Here is a 23,564-nt window from a genome sequence, read left to right on the forward strand (position 1 = left end):
CAAAAGGTTAACCATAAATATTCAATTGACTTATGAATTTTGAAGAATTTAAAAACTGTGGATTAAGACGAAGCCTGGATGTCCTTTCTGGTAAATGGAAACCGTTAATTCTGCAAAACCTCTTTGAGGGAGACCGGGTGCGTTTTGTGGAGCTTTGGCGGAATATGCCCAGGGTTTCCAAGAAAGTATTGGCAGAACAGTTGAAGCAGCTGGAAAAAGATCTTATCATTGAACGGACCGAAGTGTATAATTTTCCACCGGAAGTTTATTATAAGCTGACAGAAAAAGGTCAAAAGCTGGGGCCTATTCTTTCTGAACTTCATTCATGGGGAGACGGATTGAGATAAAGCAGCTTATTAAATTGCCAATTTATATGTGATTTACAGTAAAAGTATACTATCAGGAGAAATGATAAGATCCTGAAATAGCTTTTTACATAGTGAAGCTTTAGTTTTTTATTAAAAAAAATCGCGATAAGTAATACTTACCGCGAAATAGTATAAAGATTTTAGAAAATAAAATCATGTTTACATCTTTTTGGGATGTTTAGTTCATTGCTATAAATTTGAACTTGAACAGTTGGCAGGATGTACCATAATAATCCCAAAGCTGTAAATTGGAATTGCCGTCCATGGTACAGCTTGGAATATCCCAGCCACGGGTAGCATCCACTTTTGACAGGATTTTGTAATAACCATTGGAGACAGCAACTACCTGCCATGCCTGCGCGTCATTGCCATAGTTTTGCCAAAGCCGGATTGATGTTCCCAGTGTGTTGCTGTTACTTGTCAGATCAATACAACGGTTAGATGCACTCGCTTTGGATACAAAACGCCAGTATCCATTTCCGGCATCAATGGCAACCCATCGCTGCGCGTTGGCACCATTCCTTGTCCATGGTCTTAGCACTGCGCCGTTGGCATCCTCACCTGACTTTAAATCAAGTACTTTGTTGGTATCGGTTTGAAACTCAATCTCATAAATACCATTATTGACCAGGCTGCTGGTTGTGTTACAGTTTCCAACAGGATAATTGGAGGATGCATATTGCTGAAACCACTGTTTGCTTGGGGCCGCACACGCCTCCCAGTCGTTATTGAAGGCTGTTCCTGCATTAGGATCTCCTTGTGAAGCAGATCATCAGGGGCAAGGAGGTTCCAGCTCACATTGCCCGACTGATCCACAATATATTTTAAGTTTGCGCCAAATCCGCTTCCTCCTGCAGTACCGGTAGTAGCAACACCGAAGGTACCATACCCCTGAGGTGCCCAGTCGGTTTCTGTAATCGCGATAGGTGCAATGTCTGCGATTGGTTTAACATTGATATTCCATGCATTTTGAAAGGATTGATAGTTGTTAACCCCACCCCAGTAACCTGGGTAAATATGAACAGCATAGCCAATATTACCCCCTGTGATCTGGTTATTGACATAGCCCTGATAATGCGATTGCCATCCTGTGCCCGGTATCCAGCAAACATTATTGGCTCCGTTGTTACGGATAATATTCACTAAAGGCTGGAAGAAGTTTTTAAGTGCTGCAAAGTGCTCGTTCCCTGTAGATCCCCATGTGCCGTTTGTTCCCAGGATTTCAACAGGTTCATTAGCTAATTCGAACATTACGTTGTCGGCATTCTTTAAGCCAGGATGCTGTGACAAAAAGGTCCATACAGTTTTAAGATAGCTGTGATAAGCATCGTTCACGGCAATACGGTTTGGACATACACCCGGCGGACGCAGGATGACATACATTCCCAGACTGCGGGCATGGTTGATCAGTGGAATAATCACCTGATCCGTATAAGTTACCAGGCGGTTATAATTGAATCTTGAGATATCGTTCTCAGGGATGGCCGGTCCGGGATCATTGGTCCAATACGGATCAATATGAAGGCGGATGTAATTGAGATACCAGCCATCAGCAGCGTTGCTGAGTTTGGTCATGACAGCCTTGTTATAGTTCAGGGCGCCCTGAACATTGTAATTGTCCCAGGTACAGTAGCCTGAATTGGCACCATACTGACATCCGTTAAACCAGGGGCTGGGTGTTATGGCAACACCATGTAAGAGAACCTTATTGCCGCAGGGATCCTGAAGGTATCTGCCTCCGACATGCAGCATGGGTGTTGCCGCGAATGCTCTTGCAGTAGCACTTAGATTAGCTTCAGGTTCTTCGAGTAAATTTTTTCATCCATCGTAGAACAGCTGGAAAGAATGATTAACAGAAAGGCCAGTAGCCACATTTTGTTTGTTTTCATAGTTTAAATATTAATATTAAAGGTGATTTCTCAGTTTTACTCCTAGTCATCAATTTTTCGACTCGCTATCTTACGTAGGAGTTTCAGATGTTCGGATAGTAAAGTAATGTTGCAATAATGTAACTCTGCTCAACAGAATTATGTGTTGATCTTCGTTACTTTGTTTGCTTTCAGATTTAGCAGAAAAATGAAACCGTTTCTATTCCATTTCAGACTGAAAGACTTTCTTCTTTTTCCGGATTTTCCACATGTAGATGTGTGATGTTATGAAAATCCAAATTATCGCTGATTAGGATTGTTAGTTTATGATAAAAATAATCATATTATTAAATATAAAGCAATATTTTAATGAAATTTATATTAAAAATCAATATCATAAATAAAATAATTAACAAATAGTCATAATGTTTTTATAATAAAGAAAATAAAAAGAACCTTATCATAAATTTTCATTTAGATGTTTATGAAAAAAGAAGAAAATGATTGTTTACATTCCTGAAATTTTCCATTTTAAGCTCAAAAAGCCCTCACAAAAAGCGTATTTATTGATAAGCTGTATATTTAAATTGTAACAGAAATATATTAATCAGAATTTCAATAAAGGGGACAGGAAGAATTATAGTATTTTGAAGAAAACGGAACAAAGAATAGATTAAGATATGAATAACTCTTATCCTTTAATACATTAAAACCTTATAGGTTTGAAAACCTATAAGGTGCATTAAAAAATTAAAAATAATTATTACCGGAAGGGATCGTTCAATCTTTAAACTGATCCAGAACTTCCATAATATTCTGATAGACAAAATCCAGTTCTCCGGAAGTAATACAATATGGTGGGACCAGATAGATTACATTTCCCAGCGGCCTCATGATTATTCCTTTCTGTAAAAACTCATTGTAAAGCTTCTTCCCTATTTCATTGAAATAAGAAGTCCCATTCCCGGTTTTAAAATCGAAAGCCAGAATAGTTCCGATCTGGCGAACTTTTTCCACACGAGGATGTAAAGCAAGTGTCTTCACAAACTCTGAATGTTGATGAGTGATGCGGTTGATATTCATTTGAGTTTCATTGGTCAATAGTAGTTCCATACTGGCAAGAGCCGCTGCACAGGCTAAAGGATTAGCTGTAAACGAATGCCCGTGGAATAAGGTTTTATATCGGTCTTCAGAAAGAAATGCCTTGTAGATGTTATTAGAACAGGTAGTAATTCCCATAGGCATGGTTCCGCCGGTAAGCCCTTTTGAAAAGCACATGATATCTGGTTTTTCTGTAAGATAATCCGCTGCGAAGAGCTTGCCTGTTCTCCCAAATCCGGTAAAAACTTCATCCTGAATCATAAGAATACCTTCTTCTCTGCAGAATTTCATTAGTTGGCTTAGGTCTTCAGTTTTATACATCAGCATTCCGGCTGCTCCCTGAACCAGTGGTTCATAAATAAAACATGCTGTCTCATCGGCCAGTTCTTTAATCTGTTGCTGCAGTCTTTCGAGGTTTTCAGCATTGGGGGTATCAATGAAAACGACTTCAAAAAGCATGCTTTCAAAAGGTCTTGTCCAGAAGCTTTTTCCGCTTACAGACATCGCTCCGAAAGTATCCCCGTGATAGGCATTTTTAAAAGCTAAAATCTTTGTTTTCTTTTGACCTTTATTATATGCATATTGAATACACATTTTCAAGGCTACTTCTACCGCTGTAGATCCGTTATCAGAGTAAAAAACTTTTTCCTGACCGGATGGAAGAAGTTTCAGTAAATTTTCTGAAAGCTGTACAGCCGGTTCATGAGTAAAGCCTGCAAAAATAACCTGTTCCAGTGTATTTAACTGTTCAGATACACGTTGTGCTATATAAGGATGAGAATGCCCATGCAGCGTTACCCACCATGAAGAAACCACATCCATGTATTTTTTCCTTCGGAATCATACAGATAAATTCCTTTTCCTTTTACAATGGGAATGGCATCATCAGCGGTTTTCATCTGTGTGTACGGATGCCAGTTGACTGCTTTGTCTCTCTCCTGCAGGCTGATTTCTTTTGTTATTGTATTCATATTGATCTAAAAAGGTAATGAGTGATAGAGATGGATTTAACAATAATTTAGTTGAATATGTTGGCGTAAATGTTGGACTAATCGCAAAGACGCAAAGTTTTATCACAGATTGCGTGGGATATTTAAACCTATATCAGATCAGTTTATAAAAATTCAAAAAGGAATTTTACAATAAATGTTATAATACTCATAATCCAGCTCATCACTCATTATTTTATCATTCATTAATTTTCTAACAGCATGTTTCTTTTTCATCATGGGTTTCAGGCCTAAGGTCTGCAGCATCTGCATATCTTCAGATACACCCGGGTTGGGTGTTACCAGTAACGTTTCTCTTTCTCCTGTGAAAATAGAATTGGCTCCTGCCATAAAGCACCAGGCCTGTTCTGTTTCAGACATTTCTATACGGCCTGCGCTTAATCTTACCATAGAAGAAGGCATTACAATTCTTGCCGTAGCGATCATTCTTACCATTTCCCAGGTGTCTACTTTTTCGTTATCAGCCAATGGTGTTCCTTCTACTCTTGCCAATGCATTGATGGGAACAGATTCCGGATGTTTTGGCATTGTTGCCAACGTTAAAAGCATTGAAATCCTGTCTCTATGGGTTTCACCAAGTCCGATGATTCCTCCGGAACACACTGTGATTCCTGCTTTTCTTACGTTGTTGATGGTATTAATTCTGTTATCAAAAGTTCTGGTAGAGATAATCTCCTCATAATACTGCTCAGAGGTATCAAGATTGTGATTGTAGGCATACAATCCTGCTTCCTGAAGTCTTACCGCCTGTTCTTCAGTAAGCATACCTAGTGTACAGCAAACTTCAAGACCAAGTTCGTTGACCCCTTTTACCATGTCAATTACCCTGTCAAAATCACGGTTGTTACGAACTTCACGCCATGCTGCCGCCATACAGAACCTTGAAGATCCGGAATCTTTTGCTTTTTGTGCATGGGCAATAACAGTTTCTGTAGGTAATAAAGCCTGTACTTTGATATTGGTGTGATAACGGGCAGCCTGTCCGCAGTAGGAGCAGTCTTCAGGGCATCCGCCGGTCTTGATCGATAATAGTGTTGAAATCTGTACTTCGGAAGGATCATGCCATTCGCGGTGGACAGTGGCTGCTTTATAGATCAGTTCCATCAGAGGTAAATGATAAATTTCCTCAATCTCTTCTTTCGTCCAGTTGTTTCTCAGTGTTGTTTTTGTATCCATTATCCTAATTTTGTATTGTTAACTGCTTTGCAGCATCTTGTATAGACTCCTTATCAGTGATGGTGATTTCGGGAATCTTTATAATTTTTGTTTCTTTTTCAATAAAGCTGCAGATCACTCTTTCTGTATCTTCATGGAAATTTCCGTTAAGAATTAAATACTCCAACGGTATTTCTCTCTGTTGTAAAGCTAAGATTGAAAGCAAGCTGTGATTGATGCAGCCCAGATAGTTTCTTACAACCAATGCTGCCGGAAGGTTTAATTCCTCAATCAGATCAATCATAAATGTTGTGTCTGAAATCGGTACCATAAGACCTCCGGCCCCTTCTACAATCAGTGAATTTGCTGTTTTTGGGAGTTGAAAATCATTCAGACTGATAGTGATATTTTCTTCTCTTGCCGATTGATGTGGTGATGCAGCCAGCTGTAACCGGTAAGTTTCCGGATGGCAAAAGCCGGTATCTGTCCATGCCTCGATTTTATGACTGTCCGTGTAATGAAGATCTCCGGACTGTATCGGTTTCCAGTATTCTGTTTTAAAATGCTGAACCAAAACAGCTGAACAAACTGTTTTTCCTATTTCGGTTCCTATTCCTGTTATAAATAGTTTCATGTTTTGATTTGGGATTCGTGCTTCGTGTTGCGGGGTTTGAAAAATTATATTTTACCTAATTCTTTAATAATTCCTGTCAGTCTCATAATTTCTTCTTCTGTATTAAAGCTGTGAAGACATATCCTCAGCCGTTCACTTCCTTCTTTTACCGTTGGGCTGTATATCGCATAAGTTAAAAACCCTTCCTCTGATAAAGTATGCTGAACTGCTTTAAGTTTTTGGTTATCAGGGATGAGAATAGCCTGAACCGGACTTGTTCCTGATGATGGTGATTGGAGATTTTGGCTTCGGAAAATTGCAATATTGTCCTGAAGTTTTATCGCCTGATCATGGCTTTGATCTAAAAATTCATATCCGGTTTTTATGCTTATCCATTGGAAATCCTGTGCTGATGTTGTGTAAATGAACGGACTTGCAAAATTGACCAGATAAGATTTCACCGTTTCATTACAAAGAATTGCTGCTCCATGAGCTCCAAGAGCTTTTCCGTAAGTGACAACGGCTGCTGAAACCTGACCATGTAACTGATGTTTTTCAATCAGTCCATATCCAAAAACGCCGAAAGCGTGGGCTTCATCAACAATCAGAGAAGCTTTATACTGCTCCGCAATCGCTGCAATTTCCTGAAGAGGAGCAAAATCTCCTTCCATCGAGTACAGACTTTCTATCGCGATATAGCAATGACCTTGCTGTCTTTTTAAAATATTTTTAAGATCTTCAATGTCATTGTGTTTGAACTTCAGTTTTTTAGCATTCGAAAGTTGACATGCATCATGTACCGACCGATGAATCTGTTCGTCCACAATGACGACATCATGACGGCTCGGAAGCGTTGAAAACAAAGCCAGATTAGCATTGTATCCGGATGGGAAAAGTAATGCCGATTCAAAATGATGTTCCTGAGCAATATATTTTTCCAAAGAAACTGCAATATCGCTGTTCCCGCTGATTAACCTTGAGCCTGTACTTCCGGAAAGCAGTTGGGGATTTTCCATAATGGCCTGCAACAGGATGTTTTGAAGCTTTTTGTTTCTCGCAAACCCCAGATAATCATTGGAATAAAAATCAACTCCATCAGAGCGAAGTCTTAAACGCCTTAATGTTCCTTCCTCTTTTCTTCTGTTAAGGGATCCCTGAAAACGGGAAGTATTGCTAAGCATGATGTAACTGGGCTACTTCTTCTGTAATCGCATTCATCCACTCTTTATGCAATTCTTTTTCTATGGTCAGAATATGGTCTGCATGGTGTTTCCAGTCTGGCGAAAATTCATTCAGTTGATGAATCATTTCTTCTAAATGTCCTTCTTCTTCAAGAATAATAGATTTTACCATGATTTTAGAAGAAGCTTCAGTAAGTGCCTGCTGATAGACAGGATAAAGTTCATCTGCCCGGACCTCAATAGCATAGGTTACAAAAAGATAGGCAGCATATTTAATATCTGTTTTATCAAGATTAAAAGCTTTCTGAAGGTAGCGGCAGGCTTTAATATCCAGTGAGTGAAGATATTGGCTTGTTGCAATAGGAGCCAGAAGCTCTGTGCTTTCGTAAGTTTTGCAGAGTCCGGGATCTATTTTCCCGATCTGCTTTTTCAGGTAATAAGCGTGGCGGTGCTCTTCAGCAGCGTGTTTAAGTTGAATCTGCGAAACCAATGTTGGATGTTCACATTTTGATATTTTTCTGGCACCGGCATTCTCCATAAAAGAAAGTGTATTGAGCCATTTGGCATGGGTACTTCCGTCCTGTACAATTCTTTTTAACAGATGATGAAATTCCATTAGATTTTTATTTTGATGCCAAAAGTAGTATATTGCCGGATGGTTACATGGTGCCAGTTTTGATATTATGGATAGTCCGGTTAGAATTCCCTATGAAAGTTTTATAAAGATTGACAGAAAATCTGAGACTTCCATCTATCTGCAGATTGCGAATCAGCTGATCAATGCCATTCAGCGAGGTGTTTTACCTTTTGGAACAAAGCTTCCGGGAACAAGAACCTTCAGTGAAATGCTGGAAATCCACAGGAATACAGCGGTTGCAGTGTATGATGAACTTTCTGCGCAGGGCTGGACAGAGAGTTTTCCGAATAAAGGAACTTTTGTCATTGGAAAAGATCAGGAAAAACCTGTGAAAGTGAACGATTTTGAGCGGAATAACCTTCAAAACTATCCAATAACGACTGGTTTTTCATTCAAAACATCCAATATCTTAGATAATCCCTTTGAACATTCGGATTGTGAATATGTCTTTAATGATGGCGTTCCGGATATCCGTTTAACGCAAATCGGACAGCATTCCCGGTTTTACAGCTCTATTCTGAAACGTAAATCCAGCCAGAAAGCTTTTGGACATTATAATCATGACGGGAGTGAATTTTTAAAGAACATTTATCCCAGTACCTGAATCTTTCCCGGGACTTCCTATTTCCAAGAACAATCTGCTGATCACCCGAAGTACGGAAATGAGTATCTATATTGTTTCCGAGATTCTTCTTTCTGCCGGTGACACCGTATTGGTGGGCGCTTTGAGCTACTTTTCAGTCAATATGATCTTTATGAAAGCCGGTGTTGACATTGTTTCGATTCCTATTGATGAAGAGGGAATTATAGTGGAAAGTGTTCGTGAAGCCTGTAAAAAACAAAAAATACGGATGCTTTATCTCACTCCGCATCACCACTATCCTACTACGGTTGCTTTGAGTGCTCAAAGACGTTTCGAGTTGCTGGAACTGGCCAATGAATACGGATTTATTATCCTGGAAGACGATTATGATTATGAATTTCATTATGATAAAAGTCCAATTCTTCCCTTAGCCAGCGCCGATACCAACGGAATGGTGATCTACATCGGTTCTTTTGGAAAGTCTTTGGCTCCGGGATTCAGGACAGGATTTATTGTAGCTCCGGAAAATCTGATGACAGAAATGCGGAAGTATCTGGGAATTATAGACCGTCAGGGTGATATTCTGATGGAAAGGGCGCTTGGAGAGATGATTGCTGAAGGGGAAATTAACCGTTATCTGAAGAAATCTTTAAAGGTCTACCAGGAAAGGCGCGATTATTTTTCCGGGCTGCTGGAAGAGAATCTGGGTGATTTTATCTCTTTTGAAAAACCTTCCGGAGGGCTTGCTGTATGGCTGGAATGGAATATTCCGCTGAATCTGATGCAGCTGAGCAGGAATTGTGGAAAAGACAATCTTTTTATACCCAAAACATTGTTGTATCAGAATAAAGCTCTTACGGCAATGCGTCTGGGTTTTGGTGATCTGAATGTTGAAGAAATGAATAAGGGGATTGAGGTTCTTACTAAAAATGTGAAGGGCTTGATTGGTTGATTTATAATCAATTGCATATTTCTTGGTTGGAAAACGCAAAGGCGCAATTGAAATGAAAAGAACTTGTTTTAAGGCGCGAGGATTTTATCTCCGATAAAATTGACATTGGATAATATGAGGTTCTGACCTTTTAAATTGATTTTTTTAACCAAAAAAGTAAAAGCCCCTTTACTGAGGCTTTTGTTAATGATGAGAAGGAAAAACTATTTTGTTTGTCTTATGTTTTGGTTTCTTTTTTTCTGTTTAAATAGATGATAAACCCGGTGATGGGAAGTGAAGTTGCGATAACAGCTGCCAGAAAATAAATAATCCTGGTGGTTAATCCCAGGATACTTCCGGTGTGAAGGGCATAATTTCTTTCTCTTAATGCGGTTCCATATCCGATATTTTTGTTTTTATAAGATTGGGATTTTACAATAGTCCCTGAATACTGATCAAAATTAAACTGTTCATTTCTGTATTGTCTTCCGTCATAAGCGAGCTCGGCATAATACGTTCCTTCTTCCGACCTGGGAAAATTGATAAAGGCTGATTTCTTATCTTGAAGTCTGTTTTCCATGGTATTTCCAATCAGATTGAGAATATGCTCCCGGTTTGAAAGTTCTTCGGAAGGAATCATGCTTTTGACTTTCTTCTCTGTGGGGATGTTTCCATTTAATGTGTTCTTTACCCATTTATCTGCATCCTCAAAATTCCATATCAATGCGGAATAAGAAATAATAAGCAAAGGAATCACGGAATAAAATCCCAGCACATTATGAAGATCATAATTAATTCTTTTCCAGTTGGCTGATAATTTAATGAAAAACATTCCTTTCAGCATACTTTTGCTCATTTTACGGGGATACCATATCACAAGCCCCGAAAAAGAATAATCGCCAGTACCAATGTGGAATAACCGGTAATTGTTTTTCCTATTTTCTCACCCAGCAGAAGTCTTCTGTGAAGATCCAGCACAATTTCAAAAAAATCCTTTTTCGCATCTTCCACTTCCTGTACTTTTCCGGTGTAGGGATCAACATATATGCGGTAATAATAAAGGTAGGTTCCCCAATACGTCCATGCTTCGTTGTCCATTTTGAGGGTTCGGAATACATAGGTTTGCGCAGGATCAGAAGGAATTATTACCCTTTTGATCTTCAGCCCTTCAGGAAGTGTTTTTTCTGCTTTTTCCGTAAGCTCAGACAGTGAAAGTCTTTTTTGGCCGATATTTTCAACAAAATATCTGTTGGGGTGAACAATATGTTTTAACTCTTCTTCAAAAGACAGGATACATCCGGTAGCTGACATAATAACAACGATAAGCCCGGACGTGAGTCCGAGCCATAGATGTAGCTGATAGGCAATTTTTCTCAATTTTAACTTCATCCTTAAAATTTAAAGCTTACCTCAGCGACGAAATTGCGGGGCATCTGAGCTACGATAACTCCCTGCCCTGCAAAATACTGTACATTACCCAGGTTATTCATTTTAAATCCTAATCTGTATCTTTCTTTTTCGAGGGAAATAGAAGCATTCACCAAAGTATAGGCAGGAAATATAAACTGTCCGGTAACCACTTTGTTTCCGGTAATCTGTTTTCCAACACGGTCTACCCCGAAACCTACTCCTAATCCCTGAAGTCCTTTGATCGGAAGGATATAACTGATCCATGAATTGAATACATTGGCAGGACCTGCAGAGTCCGGACGGCGCCCGTCTACAGCAGGATCAGCTTTTTCATATCTGCTGTGGTTATAGCTATATCCGGCCATAATGTTTAGCCCCTGAACAGGATTCATGATGGTTTCGATTTCAATTCCTTTGCTTCTTTGCTTTCCGTCCTGAACAACAATATTGTACTCTTTTCCGTCACGAATCACTCCGGTTCCTCTCTGGATATTGTCAACAAGGATGTCATAATAAGAAACAGTAAAATTAATCCTGTTTCTCCAAAGGTTTCCTTTCACTCCTACTTCCCACTGATTGGCCATCTGAGGTTTCATTTCTCCGCTATAATCTGCCAGCTGCTGTGTAACGGGTGCTGTATAGCTGAAACCGTTCATATAATTCCCATAGGCAGATAACTGATCTTTAAGAATCTGGTATACAATCCCTACTTTCGGAGACCATGCGGTCTGCTTGAAGTCATCTTTACGTTTGTTATCATTTAAATTCAACTGTCCTTTACTTTCGTAATGATCCATACGTAAGCTTAAAAGCGTAATTAAACGGTCTGTAATATAGGTTACATTTGAAATATAGGCTCCATAAAGGTTTGATGAAGAATTATTTCTTACCAAAGGTGTCTTACCTGCCTTGATCGCTATATCAGTAAAGGCCTGTATTTTCTGAAGTGCCAAATCTCTGGATATGTTACTATATATTCCTGTCACTGGTCCTGCTACAGGCCTGGTAAGATTTGTACCGTCAATAGTATCAAATACCACAATTGGAGAGTGGTTATTATTGATAGACTGGTTGAGATAATCCAGGCCGATCAAGACTTTATTTTTAATTTTGCCGATTTTAAATTCTCCATTAAAGTTCTGCTGAATGCTCGTAGAAGAAGCTTCCGTGTTCTGCCATTGTACATTACGTTCCAGCATGGCATCACTTGTATTTCCTCTGATGAACTGGTACTGATATAACCCTTCTGTCTTTCTGAAGTTTCTTGAAAGCAAGGTTTGTGAGGTCCATTGATCCGAAATTTGGTAATTCGCCTCAGCTTTTACATTGATAGACGGAGCTTTTAGCTTCATGTCATTATTGGAATACGACTTTTTCCAGTCGAATCCAAGTTCATCAGGATTATGAGTAAAATAAACTCTTGATCTCGGAAGGAAGATGATTGGGGTGTTTGTTCCTTCATAATTGTAAATCTGGGCTTCTAAGTTAAATTTAAGCCTTTCATTGACCTGATAACTAACTGTAGGGGCTACAAAGAATGATTTTCTGAATTCGGAATCCCTGAAACTATTCTGATACTGATAGGCTGCATTCAAACGGAACAGCATATTTCTGGAATCGGTAATCGGGCCGTAAACATCAGCGGTGACACGGTTCAGATTATAGCTTCCCATCAGATAAGAAGCTTCGCCTCCGAAATAGTCTTTCGGTTTTTTGGTTACAGCGTTGATCAAACCTCCAAAGGAAGTTACCGCGCCTCCATACAATGTTCCGGATGGGCCTTTGACCACTTCCAGACGTTCAAGATCGGCAGGATCTATTTCTCCGTTGGTAGTTGCCGGAACACCGTCTACCATAGATACTTTAGTAGGAAAACCTCTGAGGCTGTAGTAGAAACTTCCGTCTCCGGAACCTCTTCCCGGACTTCCCTGCATTTTTACCATCCCCGGAACATTTTTCAATACTTCCGAAATATCGTAAGTAAGCTGTTCTTTCATGATCTGCTGGTTGATGCTTGTGTAGGCCTGTGGATTTTCAAGAACTTTCAAAGGCATTTTGGCCACCGAAGTGCTGTCCTTATCCAAAAATTTATTTCTGCTCACTGCATATACGGTAATCCCCTCAATCACATTATTGTGTAACGGGGCGTAGATTGCAGGAATTTCATAAACATCTTTCTGAATGTGGATAGGTTCCCTCATCAGTTCAATGTCATTTAAAACCACCTGAAGCGTATATTCTCCAGGCGGTACATTTTCAAAGTAATATTCTCCTGAATTATTGGTTTTTGCCTGATAAGATGTATTGACAAGTCTTAAAACAGCGTTTTTACCGGTGTTTTTTCAGACAGCATGATTTTGCCATGAATTCTGTCCCCCTGCTGTGCAGAAAGCGGGTTGGAAGATAAAGCAAGACCAAGAAGTAATATAAGGGTTTTAGATGTTTTCATGCTGTAATTTTTGTAACAGGGGATAGTTTATTTTACCGTTTTGTGATAATGGGAATGAGTCTATACGTTCTGTGCATACATATTGTGGATTGATACGCAGTTTATCTTTAATGGTTCCGGTGATGATCTGAGGATCAATGTCCGGATTGTCATACAGCACCACGATTTTTTTATCATTGGCATTCAGGCATACGAAGGTATTGCCCTGCATTTCATTTTTAAGAATGAATTCTACCTCATCCAGATTCAGGCGTATTCCGAAAAGCTTCATGATACGTTTTATTCTTCCTGTGATATAATACATTCCGTTTTCACCTTTTCTGGCAGTATCTCCGGTATGCAGTACAGGAGGCTGCTCATATGCTGTCAAATCTTCCAGCTTATTGGCGTAACCTCCGAAAATACTGATGTGTGAAAAGAGAAGTTCATCGGTTTCAGGATCAATTCTGAAACTTCCGTTGTATACAGGTGTTCCGATAGAAGTTTCCCCTTCCAGCAAACCTTCTGTAGTAAGATACGCCATTCTTCCTCCTGCTTCAGTCTGCCCGTATTGTGCAAAGAATTCTTTTTAAATTCATGGCAGTAAGAGAAAATAGTCTTTCTCAATTCAGCATTGATTACACCTCCGGTGTGGGTAAAATATCTCAGACTTGGAGAATCTTTTCTGAAGAATCCTATTCTGTTCAGGTTTTCATAGAGAAAAGGTACTCCACCCAAAGTGCTGTAGCCGTACTCCTCCATTTCGTCCCAGAATGCTTTCTGCATAATGTCTTTATCCGTACAGACAATTCTTCCGGAACGCATACAGTTGGTCGTGAAAATAGAGAATCCGTATACAAAGTTGATAGGAACGTTTAAAGGAACCACATCGGATTCCTTAATGGGCATGTATTGAAGGATGCTCAATGCATTCTGATAAAGACTTTCATCAGATAATTTAACCAGCTTCGGAACACCTGTAGTTCCTGAAGTACTTAGAAGGATTTTAATTTCAGGATGAATGGTAATCTCAGGTTTATAATCATCCTTTGCAAAAATTCTGATATGGTCTGAGAATTCTTTCAGGCTGTATCCTTCAATGGTTTCTCTCTGTGGATCAAAGATATATTTTGGACGGTATTCCGCTTCAATACGTTCTTTGAATTCCTCATGCAGTTTCTGTCCAAGTAACGCAATGGTGTGTGCTGTTCCGTAAAAATTGAGGAGCACCTCAATACTGGGTAGCTGATTGTCATTGTACAAAAAGAGCAGGCCTTTTTCTACGGGGTTTAATCCTAAAGACCGGTACAGTGTTCCCACCGGTATTGTTGTACCGGTGGAAGCATCTGTAAACTCCAAGTTTTTATTGGCAATTACATTTTCTAAAATTTTCATAGGCTTAGTTTTCTACGAATACTTCATATTTTTTCATTTTTCCCGAATCTTTCCGACGGTTCCCATCTCCAGAATATCATTAAAATCAAATTTGATCTGATAAAACTGTTCAAGTGCTTCTACAATCAGAAGATGAGACATAGAATCCCATTCCGGGATTTCCTGATACGTTAGTTTTTCGTCTACCAATTCTTTTTTTATGGCGATGGCAGAGGCGATAATTTCATAAAATTCTTCTGTAGTGTTCATTTTAAATTTTTATAGTTTTCCATTTTCCATTTCTAAAAATCATTAGGAATAGCACAGCTAAAACAATTTCCGAAGAAACGATAGCGGTAAATACTCCTCTCAGCTCCCATTGAAACCTTACTCCTAAGAGATAAGCCAGAGGAAGCTGTATCACATAAAACATGATGATATAAAGCAGTGTGACCTGCATAATATTTCCGGCTGCATTCAATGCACGGCTGATCACCATTGTGAATCCTAACAGCAGATAAGCCATAGAAACCACATGGATGTATTGCACAGCATATCTTGCAACTTCAGGTTCGGTAGTGAAAAATTTCACCACATATTCAGCAGCAATCTGCCAGAATAAGGCTACAATGACCAGATAAGCCATATTGATTGTTCCTGCTCTCCAGACTGTTTTTTCTGCACGCTCCGGTTCTCCGGCACCCAGATTCTGGCCTGTAAGCACTCCTGCTGCATTTCCTATTCCCCAGGCAGGCATTGTTGCGACCGAAGCAATACGCTGGGCAATAATGTATCCTGCCAGCGCTGTTGTTCCGAAAGTAGAGATAATTTTTACCATAATCAGCCAGCTGGATGTTGGAATGATATACTGAACCAATCCTCCAAAGGCGAGTTTCAGAATCTTCTGCAACAATGGAATATCAAGCTGAAAAGGAACTCTGATGCTGATGCTGGTTTTTCCGGACAGAAATATAAAAGCCTGATATAAAACTCCCAGAACCCTTGATAAAACAGTAGCATATGCCAATCCCATCAATCCGAAAGCAGGAATAAATCCTAATCCGAAAACAAGGATTACAGCCAGTATGATATTGGAAATATGACAGATCCAGAGTGATTTCATGGCAATATCGGCATCGCCGGCACCTCTGAAGAGTCCATTCACCGAAAGGCGGAGAATCACAAGCCCGATGCTCAGAAAGACCAGTCTTGAAAAAGAAATTCCATCTGTTACCGTACTGGCATTAACACCAAGGAAATCAACAATTTCAGCAGAGAAATAGCAGGAAATACCACCAATTAACAGGGCAAAAAACAGGGCGAGCAGGATAATGTACTGAGCCGTTCTGCCCATTCCTTCCTGATCTTTTTCTCCGGCTCTTCTTGCAATAAGGGTTGCTGCTGCGATGCCAAGTCCTACGGCAATGGCATAAGCGAAATTGATGTAGTTATCTGTAATTCCCACAAGACCAAGAACCTTGTCTCCTAATTTTGCAATAATCAATAGATTGACACTCACAAAAACAGATTCCATGACAAGTTCCATCACCATGGGAATGGCAAGGCTAAAGATGGAACGGTTGATGCTTCCGGAAGTCAGTTCCACTTTTTTCCGGCGATAGCTCCATAGGCAAAAACCACCCCTCTTTCAGGATATGCAGGAATTTCCTCATACTGCTGCTACTGAGTTTTTATTGGCAATCTGATACAGTGGATTAGGCAGTGCACCATCTTTTCTGGGAATGGCAAATGCTTTATTCTCACTGTAACCATTGTTTTTCAGACGCAGACTGTTGATATAGAATCTTTTGAATGCAGGCACATACAGGTCGTACTTTTCAAATCGTTCCTGAAGGTGAGTGTTCTCCGCCTTATAATTTTCTACACAGTTGTGAACAAGCTCCCAGAACTTTTCTTCATTAAAGTCAGAATACGTATGTAATGCATTAGACAGATATCTGAAAAAGGCATCAAAAACGCCAAGCAGAATAAATAACGGGATGTTTTCTTTGTTGGAAGACTGAATCAAACCGTCTGCAAGGTGTGCAGGAAGTTTTTCTCTTGCTTCAGTGGTCAAAACAATATCATCTACGAAGTCTTTAATCACAATTCTCTGCGGAACTCCGTTTTTCAGAACAACCATAATATTTTCTCCGTGCGGCGTTACACATAATGAATGCGTGTAATAAATATGTAATAATGGAGTAAGATAAGCATCGAGATAGCTTTCAATCCATTTTTCAATACTCAGACCTGCTTTTTCCGCAAATGCCTGAACCAATGGAACCCCACTTTCGTCTACATACAGTAATGAAGCCATGGTTACCATTTGCTCATCTTCTTTCAGATAGTTTTCAGCACTTTCTCTCCATAATGCCCCTAGGAATTCATTATATTGGTAAGGAACGCTGGCAATAGCTCCGTATTGAGGATGCAGATAAGTAATAGCAGCTTCTTCTCCTAAGAAAATAGTTTCTTTATTTTTCAGATAGACATCATCTTTTATTAAACCTTTTACCCAATCTGTAATTGCAGGCGCAATTTTCATCTGTTTAGGCGATAATCCCCGGATATTTCCTGTACTCAGAATGGAAACTGCTGTTTTCAGGTATCTTTTCTTCGGATGATCCATATTGAATAAAGTACGGATACTCTGCTGCGGGCTGTAGGTGTCACTTCCCTCTCCCAACCGGATTAAAAGTCCGGAAGCAATATCCCCGGCAAAATGAATCTGAAGCTTATGCTCCCACTGCCACGGATGTACAGGAATAAAGTGATAATCTTCTCTGTTTTTACCTTCACTGATAAGTTGCTGTTGAAAATTATTATATAAATCTTCTCCTATTTCAGAACGATAAAACTGCTCTCTGTCAATATGTTCCAGAGACTGGAATGAAGACCTGCTTGTATGTGAAGCCAGCCAGATTACTTTTAAGTTTTCATCGGCTTCAGGGGCAAATGTTTTCAGATCACGCGGCGAAAAACCTAACCGGCTTTTGTTCACAATAACCCACGGATGGCCGGTCATATTGTGCTCTACAGTCTGGTAGTCCGCATCCGCAAGGTCTTTTGAAGACATTACTCCTTTGGATAAAATTAAAGCATCACAATACAGCGTATGCAGTAATTCTTCCGTGTATCTTGCAATTGTATAAGGATCTAAGTCAAAAACCGACTGCATTTCCAGGAAGAAAGCCGCTACATCTACTGAAGACAGGTCTTCACCGTTTTCGGTTTTTGTAATGCTGTTCTTATCAATATGCCAGTAGTCCATCATTCTTTCCTGTCCGCGGAAGCGGTATGAAATATTTTCAAATCCTGTTTCAAGGTTGAAAACGGTATATCCTTCTTTATCTTCAAAGGTTATCACAGGTTTCAGAAGCTCTTCATGCATCAGTTCTGCGATGGTTTTGGCCATTAGGTTTCTGTTGGCCTGATTCCAGTTTTCCTGGCTTACTGTATTTTTTAAGTTGGTGTTCATTGTATGATTAAATTTTGGCAATTGGTAAATCAGCATATTTTTCCACATCGAAATCCTGGAAAGCAATTTTCTTTTCAATTGTATAATGCTCTCTTCCCAGAATATCATTGATGATATAGGAGTTACGGTAAGCAGCCATTCCTAAGTCGGTAGAAATATAGCTGTGGGTGTGTACTTCAGCGTGCAGCACATAAATTTCGCCTCCGTTGTGGTCTATTGAATAATTCCTGCTCACATCAAACAATCCGCTGGAATCTCTTTTGATTCTGGACTGGATATTCTTAAGGAATGCAGGCTCGTGATAACGATATCCGGTCCCCAGAATCAGATAATCCGCTTCCTGGTCATAAGGTACCTCCTGTTCCAGCTGTGTGAATTCAAGGTTGATGAAATCCGGATTACTGTTGTCTACTCTATTCAGCTGGCTGTTAGGAATAATTGTAAGATTGGGATCTTCATTATCAATATTCAGATCATAGATAAAATCGTAGATATCATTGATCAGATCGTAGTTGATTCCTTTGAACTGAGCTTGCTGTTTGCTTAAAATAATTTTTCTTGCAGACTCACTTCTGTTATAAAAATATTCTACATAATCCGGAGAAGTAAGTTCCAGTGTCAGCTTAGAATATTCCATAGGGAAAAACCTGTCCGGACGGGAATACCAGCCCAGATGCGTTTCTTCTTTTCTGTTTTGAAGCAGATCATAAAAAACCTCCGCAGCACTCTGCCCGGAACCGATAATCGCAATCTTTTTCCCCTGGGATAACAATTCTTCTTTTCGATACAGATAAGAACTTGTGTGAATAATTCTGGAATCATCTTTCGGAATAAAAGAAGGAATATGAGGCTGTGTTCCCGTTCCCAGAATTAGTCTTTCCGTTTTAAAAACAGTGGTTTCTTTGGTTTTGGTGTGAACTGTAGCCACATGATATAATCCTTCTTCATAAGTGATATCCACTACCTGCATTGAAAAACGGCATTGCGGAAGCTGTCCGATGACCCATTGGCAGTAGCGGTTGTATTCTTTTCTCGGAATGAAAAAGTCTTCTCTGATAAAAAACTTATACAGTCTTCCGGATTCCTTCAGATAGTTCAAAAGGCTTAAAGGATTTGTTGGATCCGCCATGGATACGCAGTCGCATAAAAATGGAGTCTGCAGGGTTACATGGTCGATCATTAGCCCCGGATGCCAGTCGAAACCATCCCGCTGGTCCAGGAAAAGAGTTTTCAGTTCTGAAATCGGATTGGATAATGCGGCAAGTCCCAGATTGAATGGTCCAATACCTATGCCTATTACATTGTATACGGCTTCGTTAGTCATTTTTTGTGATGTTTGTGGTGATTTGTACCTCTTTATTCTGTGGGAATTTTTCCCAGTACCATTCTCTGTAACAGAAGTTCAGATTGGCTTTTTTATGAGGCATTTCAATTACTTTTTCTACCTTGAAGCCTACATGGGCTTTGTTCATCATAGAAGCGAGAGAGTCTACGGATCCTTCTCCTACCATTTTTCCTACCTGTGGCTGTGCAAAAACATAATCAACCATAGATTGTGTGGATGGAGAAACGAATTTTTCTTTGGATCTGTAGGTGCAATAAACTGGTGCGTTCCGTAATCCGTGGGTAATACGTCATAATAATCTCCCACGATATCTCTGCATGCCCAATACACCTCGATATTACAGGAAGGTTCATCATTTCCGGCAATGATATAGCTATGAGCTTCATCACCTGGAAGCATGAGCCTGTAATAGGTTTCCAGTTCGTCAATAGGCCAGTTCATCTGCCAGATTTTCACGGCATGTTCACGGTTGAACCATTCATGAAGCATTTCAAGGTCATTGTCAAGATCTATAGGGCGCATACTCATGGTCACATCTTCTTTCTGGAAATACCTTGTAAAGAAAACTTCTGTTCCCTGAGGATGGATCAGCTGATCTGAGAAGAAATGCCTGTGAAGAAGGTTCGGAACTTGAGCATAAGAAATCGAAGAAGCATTCACACCTCCGTCTACATCAGACACGGCCGACTGAAGATTTGATTTTACGGCCCAATATCTTTGATTCAGTGCATAATCCGTTAAAGATGATGGCTCAGACTCATGAAGATTTTCAAATTCCCTGTACAGAATATGGATCAGTTTTCGTTCTTTAACCAATCCTGTTTTACCTATGGAAGCGATCAGTGCGCTCAGATTACTCACCAGAAGATGGTGGGAAATAATGTCCAGAAGACGCTCATCCCTAATGAAAAGATCTTCAATTTCAGGATAATTTTTGACCAGAGATTCATATTTCCCTTTAAAGCTTTCTTTGATCAGATATCCTTGTCCGTCTCTCACATAAATAGATTGAGGAAGAAGTTGATGATCCAATTGTACAAGCAGATTCTGCTGATGCACTTCCGGAGCCATTCCCAATTGATTGTACAACCTGTTTAAAGGCGAAAGCAACAGATTTATATATTTTTCAAACCAGATAATTGCTGCTTTTTCCGCATCCAGCCCCAATTGATTCGCAACATTTTTAAAAAATGGGTTGTGAAGTTGAACCCGTCTGTAGATTCATCCTGGCAAAGTCTTGCTAATAAAATGATTTTATCTTCATTTGTAAAAGGATTTTCACGAAGCAGAATGTTCAGACTGTCTAAATTCTTTCCTTCATAATGAACACTTAATGTTGAAGGTTCCAGCAATAATTTAAAATCCGGGAAATTTTGTTCAAAGGAAGCCTTTACATTTTGCCACCAGATGGCAGAAGCATACCCTCTGTTAAGGTCTTTTAAACTGTTGGTTCTTACAGAGCCTGTCATTAAAATATGCAGAGAGAATTTCAACATCCAGCTGAAATCAGGATTATACACCGTTCTTATGGAAGATGTTGCATAAAAATCCTCACCCAATGGTCCTATATGAATGATTTTCCCTGAACCGAGCATTTCAGGATATTCTTCTGTAGACAGAAGATATTGTGCTTCCCATGGATGACATGGAACAATGTAAAAATCATTGATATTTTCAAAATCGTAACTTTCCGGTATTGATGCCCATTTTTCGAAGATTTCTCTGGCGGAAATGCCGGGAAGAGATTTTTCCATAATGCAGTCTTTATGAATCAGGAAATAGTCCAGCTGAAATCCTTTTCCGAGCTCAGGACCGTATAACAACTGTTCTTCCTCAGAAAATCCCATTCTTGATTTGGTGAAAGGATGCAGATTATGTCCGGCAGGAAGCATTTGCTCAGATTCAAGAAAAGAATAAGTTAAAAGCTGATCATCTTGCAGACATGCTTCTGTGGTCAGTTCCAGATTTCTTAAACTGCTTTGAATTCTTTCTACAAAGTTTCTGAAACCCGTATCGTTTGTAGTTTCAGAAAATTCTTTGTAAACCAATTCTGTCAGTTTTTGATCATTAACTTCAAAACTTCTTGATTTTGATGGTCTACAGCCCATAAAACAGGTCCATATTCATGAAAAAGAGTTTCTGAACGATAAGAAACCGGAGCAAATAAAAACAGTCCGCTTTTTTTCATTTCAAATCTCATGAACAGTGGATAATCACTGTTCTGAAGAGCTTTTGCTGTGAGAAGATCATATTTCGGAACGCCCTGATAGAATTTTCCGTTTCCCAGTTCTCTCAGCATTCCGTTCAGCAGAATTCTAAAAGTAATTTCCCGGGCTTTTTCTCCTGTTTTATTTTTCTGTATTAAAGTCTTTTCCATGATTTTTGATTGTGGTGAGAATCTGATGAATGTCTTCTGTCGTGGTAATCGGGTTCAGGAAGGTGAATTTCAGATAGAAATTTCCGTCAACCTTTGTACTGGCTACAAGGATTTCTCCGCTGTAGAACAATTTCATCTTGATGTACTGATTCAGGGCATTCAGATCACTGATTTCCGGATTTACATATCTGAAAACAAGAACACTTAAGTCAGAATCTGAAAGAAGTTCAAAATCGGCATCTTCAGTGATCATTGCTGCGGCGTCTTTGGTAAGATCAATGACGGTATCCGTGTACTCTGCCAGCTGTTCTTTGCCCATCATTCTTATGGTAAACCAAAGTTTTAACGCATCAAATCTTCGGGTACTTTGGGTAATGGATTTATTGATTTGTGCCGGAATTTCCTCTTCGTCCATTTCTTTCGGATTCAGATAATCGGCGTGATGTTTTAGAATCAACAGTTCTTTCTTGTTCTTAACAATAAAAGCACTGCTGCTGATAGGCTGAAAGAATGACTTGTGGTAATCAATCGTTACAGAGTCTGCTCTTTCAATACCGTTGATCAGATCACGGTATTTTTCGCTCAATAATAATGCACATCCATACGCTGCATCTACATGCATCCAGATGTTATAATGTACTGCAATATTGGCAATATCATCCAGTGGATCAATGTTTCCAAAATCTGTAGTGCCGGCTGTTGCTACGATTCCGATAGGAATATTTCCCAGCTGTTCTTCCCTTTTAATATATTTCTTTAAAAGAGTGATATCCATACGAAAACGGTCATCAGTAGGCACTTTAACAATACTTTTCTCACCTAATCCCATAATGGAAGCATTTTTAAGATTACTGAAGTGAGATTTATCCGAAACAAATATTCTGAAACGGCTGGCTTCTGCCGGCAGACCATCCATTTTAATATTGTGATTGTATCTTTTCTGAGAAAAGCAGTCACGCATCATGACCAATCCCATTAAGTTGCTCTGTGATCCTCCTGCTGTGAAAACGCCATCACTTTCATTAGTGTTATATCCAATCTGACCTGCAGTCCAGTCGATCAGTTTTCTTTCCATGAAAGTTCCTCCGGCACTCTGATCATAAGTATCCTGAGAAGAATTGATCGCACTTACAAGGATTTCTCCTGCCAATGCCGGAATCACTACAGGACAGTTAAGGTGAGCTACATATTGTGGAAGATGAAAAGCGGTGGCATGTTTCACATAGATTTCATCTACTTCAGCCAGAAGCTCATTATAATTGGAAAGTTTTTGATTAAGATCAATCTGTTGTACCATTCCTTTCATTGTTCTGGCTTCTATACCACTGAAAGGCTTGTTGTTTCTGTAAAGAAATTCCCGGACAAGGTCTAAAGTACTGTTGACAGCATTACGATAATGATCATAATTGTCAGGGTGAAAAATATTCCCAAAATTCCCCGAAACATGAGGTGAAGCTGTGCTTGTGAGCTCTTCCAGGGATATTAAATTGTTGTTCATAAATGTTTTGTAATGTGATTTTTTTAATCTGTGAATTGTTGTTTTTTTCAGATATATAATTATATATATCTGATAGTCAGGTTTTTAATTTTTACATTTTTTATTATATTTAATTTGGTGGTTGCGAAATTATTACTAAATTTGACCCGGTTATTGTTATTTAGAATAATTAAAAACAAAGATAAAAATTATTATTAAACACCA

20 protein-coding genes and 3 pseudogenes are annotated in these 23,564 nt (G+C 39.3%); 2 read left to right on the forward strand and 21 right to left on the reverse strand.

Going from position 1 to position 23,564, the window contains the following annotated elements; all coding sequences use genetic code 11:
* The first annotated feature begins 32 nt into the window (after positions 1 to 32).
* Positions 33 to 347: a helix-turn-helix domain-containing protein gene (locus tag OWR28_RS11870; RefSeq protein ID WP_332386776.1), complete on the forward strand. Its 315-nt coding sequence runs from the start codon at positions 33 to 35 to the stop codon at positions 345 to 347.
* A gap of 199 nt (positions 348 to 546) precedes the next feature.
* Here OWR28_RS11870 and OWR28_RS11875 read toward each other — a convergent pair whose 3' ends face one another.
* The 7 genes and pseudogenes from OWR28_RS11875 to OWR28_RS11905 form a co-directional block, all read right to left on the reverse strand.
* Complete coding sequence (locus OWR28_RS11875; protein WP_332387451.1) at positions 547 to 999, reverse strand: RICIN domain-containing protein; 453 nt, start codon at positions 997 to 999, stop codon at positions 547 to 549.
* Positions 936 to 2,120 carry a cellulase family glycosylhydrolase gene (locus tag OWR28_RS11880; RefSeq protein ID WP_332386777.1) on the reverse strand — a complete coding sequence of 395 codons (1,185 nt, stop codon included), beginning with the start codon at positions 2,118 to 2,120 and terminating at the stop codon, positions 936 to 938. The genes OWR28_RS11875 and OWR28_RS11880 overlap by 64 nt, the downstream gene beginning before the upstream one ends.
* An 896-nt stretch (positions 2,121 to 3,016) precedes the next feature.
* A pseudogene (gene bioA / locus OWR28_RS11885) lies at positions 3,017 to 4,308 on the reverse strand (adenosylmethionine--8-amino-7-oxononanoate transaminase).
* Positions 4,309 to 4,461: 153 nt separating this feature from the next.
* Positions 4,462 to 5,523 (reverse strand): biotin synthase BioB, encoded by a 1,062-nt coding sequence (gene bioB / locus OWR28_RS11890; protein WP_332386778.1) that lies wholly within the window; start codon positions 5,521 to 5,523, stop codon positions 4,462 to 4,464.
* 4 nt (positions 5,524 to 5,527) lie between these two features.
* Positions 5,528 to 6,136 (reverse strand): dethiobiotin synthase, encoded by a 609-nt coding sequence (gene bioD / locus OWR28_RS11895; protein WP_332386779.1) that lies wholly within the window; start codon positions 6,134 to 6,136, stop codon positions 5,528 to 5,530.
* A 44-nt stretch (positions 6,137 to 6,180) separates the two neighbouring features.
* Complete coding sequence (locus OWR28_RS11900) at positions 6,181 to 7,296, reverse strand: aminotransferase class I/II-fold pyridoxal phosphate-dependent enzyme (RefSeq protein WP_332386780.1); 1,116 nt, start codon at positions 7,294 to 7,296, stop codon at positions 6,181 to 6,183.
* A complete protein-coding gene (locus OWR28_RS11905) occupies positions 7,289 to 7,912 on the reverse strand; it encodes a hypothetical protein (protein ID WP_332386781.1) in 624 nt (207 codons plus the stop codon). Before OWR28_RS11905 ends, OWR28_RS11900 begins: the two co-directional genes overlap by 8 nt.
* A 67-nt stretch (positions 7,913 to 7,979) precedes the next feature.
* Between OWR28_RS11905 and OWR28_RS11910 the strand changes: the two are divergent.
* A pseudogene (locus OWR28_RS11910) lies at positions 7,980 to 9,468 on the forward strand (aminotransferase-like domain-containing protein).
* Between the two features lie 217 nt (positions 9,469 to 9,685).
* Here the strand turns inward: OWR28_RS11910 and OWR28_RS26975 are convergent.
* From OWR28_RS26975 to OWR28_RS11985, 14 genes and pseudogenes are all read right to left on the reverse strand, one after another.
* Positions 9,686 to 10,836 (reverse strand): annotated as a pseudogene (locus OWR28_RS26975) (PepSY-associated TM helix domain-containing protein).
* A 2-nt stretch (positions 10,837 to 10,838) separates the two neighbouring features.
* Positions 10,839 to 13,082, reverse strand: coding sequence for a TonB-dependent receptor (locus OWR28_RS11925; RefSeq protein ID WP_332386784.1), 2,244 nt, complete (start codon positions 13,080 to 13,082; stop codon positions 10,839 to 10,841).
* Positions 13,083 to 13,171: 89 nt separating this feature from the next.
* On the reverse strand, positions 13,172 to 13,306 hold the full coding sequence (locus OWR28_RS11930; protein WP_332386785.1) for a hypothetical protein: 135 nt from the start codon (positions 13,304 to 13,306) through the stop codon (positions 13,172 to 13,174).
* A complete protein-coding gene (locus OWR28_RS11935; RefSeq protein WP_332386786.1) occupies positions 13,293 to 13,676 on the reverse strand; it encodes a hypothetical protein in 384 nt (127 codons plus the stop codon). The genes OWR28_RS11930 and OWR28_RS11935 overlap by 14 nt, the downstream gene beginning before the upstream one ends.
* Positions 13,673 to 14,680 carry an AMP-binding protein gene (locus tag OWR28_RS11940; protein WP_332386787.1) on the reverse strand — a complete coding sequence of 336 codons (1,008 nt, stop codon included), beginning with the start codon at positions 14,678 to 14,680 and terminating at the stop codon, positions 13,673 to 13,675. Before OWR28_RS11940 ends, OWR28_RS11935 begins: the two co-directional genes overlap by 4 nt.
* 33 nt (positions 14,681 to 14,713) lie before the next feature.
* Positions 14,714 to 14,929, reverse strand: a complete 216-nt coding sequence (locus tag OWR28_RS11945; RefSeq protein WP_332386788.1) for an acyl carrier protein — start codon at positions 14,927 to 14,929, stop codon at positions 14,714 to 14,716.
* A gap of 1 nt (position 14,930) precedes the next feature.
* A complete protein-coding gene (locus OWR28_RS11950) occupies positions 14,931 to 16,265 on the reverse strand; it encodes an MATE family efflux transporter (RefSeq protein ID WP_332386789.1) in 1,335 nt (444 codons plus the stop codon).
* A gap of 63 nt (positions 16,266 to 16,328) precedes the next feature.
* Positions 16,329 to 18,140 (reverse strand): IucA/IucC family siderophore biosynthesis protein, encoded by a 1,812-nt coding sequence (locus OWR28_RS11955; RefSeq protein WP_332386790.1) that lies wholly within the window; start codon positions 18,138 to 18,140, stop codon positions 16,329 to 16,331.
* A 7-nt stretch (positions 18,141 to 18,147) separates the two neighbouring features.
* Positions 18,148 to 19,464, reverse strand: coding sequence for a lysine N(6)-hydroxylase/L-ornithine N(5)-oxygenase family protein (locus OWR28_RS11960; protein WP_332386792.1), 1,317 nt, complete (start codon positions 19,462 to 19,464; stop codon positions 18,148 to 18,150).
* Entirely contained in the window at positions 19,457 to 19,690 is a 234-nt protein-coding gene (locus OWR28_RS11965; protein ID WP_332386793.1) for a hypothetical protein, read from the reverse strand. Before OWR28_RS11965 ends, OWR28_RS11960 begins: the two co-directional genes overlap by 8 nt.
* Complete coding sequence (locus OWR28_RS11970) at positions 19,657 to 20,652, reverse strand: GNAT family N-acetyltransferase (protein WP_332386794.1); 996 nt, start codon at positions 20,650 to 20,652, stop codon at positions 19,657 to 19,659. Before OWR28_RS11970 ends, OWR28_RS11965 begins: the two co-directional genes overlap by 34 nt.
* A complete protein-coding gene (locus OWR28_RS11975) occupies positions 20,601 to 21,533 on the reverse strand; it encodes an IucA/IucC family protein (protein ID WP_332386795.1) in 933 nt (310 codons plus the stop codon). Before OWR28_RS11975 ends, OWR28_RS11970 begins: the two co-directional genes overlap by 52 nt.
* Before the next feature lie 5 nt (positions 21,534 to 21,538).
* On the reverse strand, positions 21,539 to 21,862 hold the full coding sequence (locus OWR28_RS11980; RefSeq protein WP_332386796.1) for a hypothetical protein: 324 nt from the start codon (positions 21,860 to 21,862) through the stop codon (positions 21,539 to 21,541).
* Positions 21,834 to 23,360 carry an aspartate aminotransferase family protein gene (locus OWR28_RS11985; protein WP_332386797.1) on the reverse strand — a complete coding sequence of 509 codons (1,527 nt, stop codon included), beginning with the start codon at positions 23,358 to 23,360 and terminating at the stop codon, positions 21,834 to 21,836. The genes OWR28_RS11980 and OWR28_RS11985 overlap by 29 nt, the downstream gene beginning before the upstream one ends.
* Positions 23,361 to 23,564: the final 204 nt, after the last annotated feature.

The organism is Chryseobacterium sp. 1B4, assembly GCF_036631475.1.
Taxonomy (GTDB): Bacteria; Bacteroidota; Bacteroidia; order Flavobacteriales; family Weeksellaceae; genus Chryseobacterium.

What these genes read in the sequence shown, in the direction of transcription:
- OWR28_RS11870 (WP_332386776.1), top strand. Translation starts at nt 33, where the DNA reads ATGAATTTTGAAGAATTTAAAAACTGTGGATTAAGACGAAGCCTGGAT.
- OWR28_RS11880 (WP_332386777.1), bottom strand. Translation starts at nt 2,120, where the DNA reads ATGCTGCATGTCGGAGGCAGATACCTTCAGGATCCCTGCGGCAATAAG.
- bioB (WP_332386778.1), bottom strand. Translation starts at nt 5,523, where the DNA reads ATGGATACAAAAACAACACTGAGAAACAACTGGACGAAAGAAGAGATT.
- bioD (WP_332386779.1), bottom strand. Translation starts at nt 6,136, where the DNA reads ATGAAACTATTTATAACAGGAATAGGAACCGAAATAGGAAAAACAGTT.
- OWR28_RS11900 (WP_332386780.1), bottom strand. Translation starts at nt 7,296, where the DNA reads ATGCTTAGCAATACTTCCCGTTTTCAGGGATCCCTTAACAGAAGAAAA.
- OWR28_RS11905 (WP_332386781.1), bottom strand. Translation starts at nt 7,912, where the DNA reads ATGGAATTTCATCATCTGTTAAAAAGAATTGTACAGGACGGAAGTACC.
- OWR28_RS11930 (WP_332386785.1), bottom strand. Translation starts at nt 13,306, where the DNA reads ATGAAAACATCTAAAACCCTTATATTACTTCTTGGTCTTGCTTTATCT.
- OWR28_RS11940 (WP_332386787.1), bottom strand. Translation starts at nt 14,680, where the DNA reads ATGAAAATTTTAGAAAATGTAATTGCCAATAAAAACTTGGAGTTTACA.
- OWR28_RS11945 (WP_332386788.1), bottom strand. Translation starts at nt 14,929, where the DNA reads ATGAACACTACAGAAGAATTTTATGAAATTATCGCCTCTGCCATCGCC.
- OWR28_RS11955 (WP_332386790.1), bottom strand. Translation starts at nt 18,140, where the DNA reads ATGAACACCAACTTAAAAAATACAGTAAGCCAGGAAAACTGGAATCAG.
- OWR28_RS11960 (WP_332386792.1), bottom strand. Translation starts at nt 19,464, where the DNA reads ATGACTAACGAAGCCGTATACAATGTAATAGGCATAGGTATTGGACCA.
- OWR28_RS11965 (WP_332386793.1), bottom strand. Translation starts at nt 19,690, where the DNA reads ATGGTTGATTATGTTTTTGCACAGCCACAGGTAGGAAAAATGGTAGGA.
- OWR28_RS11980 (WP_332386796.1), bottom strand. Translation starts at nt 21,862, where the DNA reads ATGGAAAAGACTTTAATACAGAAAAATAAAACAGGAGAAAAAGCCCGG.
- OWR28_RS11985 (WP_332386797.1), bottom strand. Translation starts at nt 23,360, where the DNA reads ATGAACAACAATTTAATATCCCTGGAAGAGCTCACAAGCACAGCTTCA.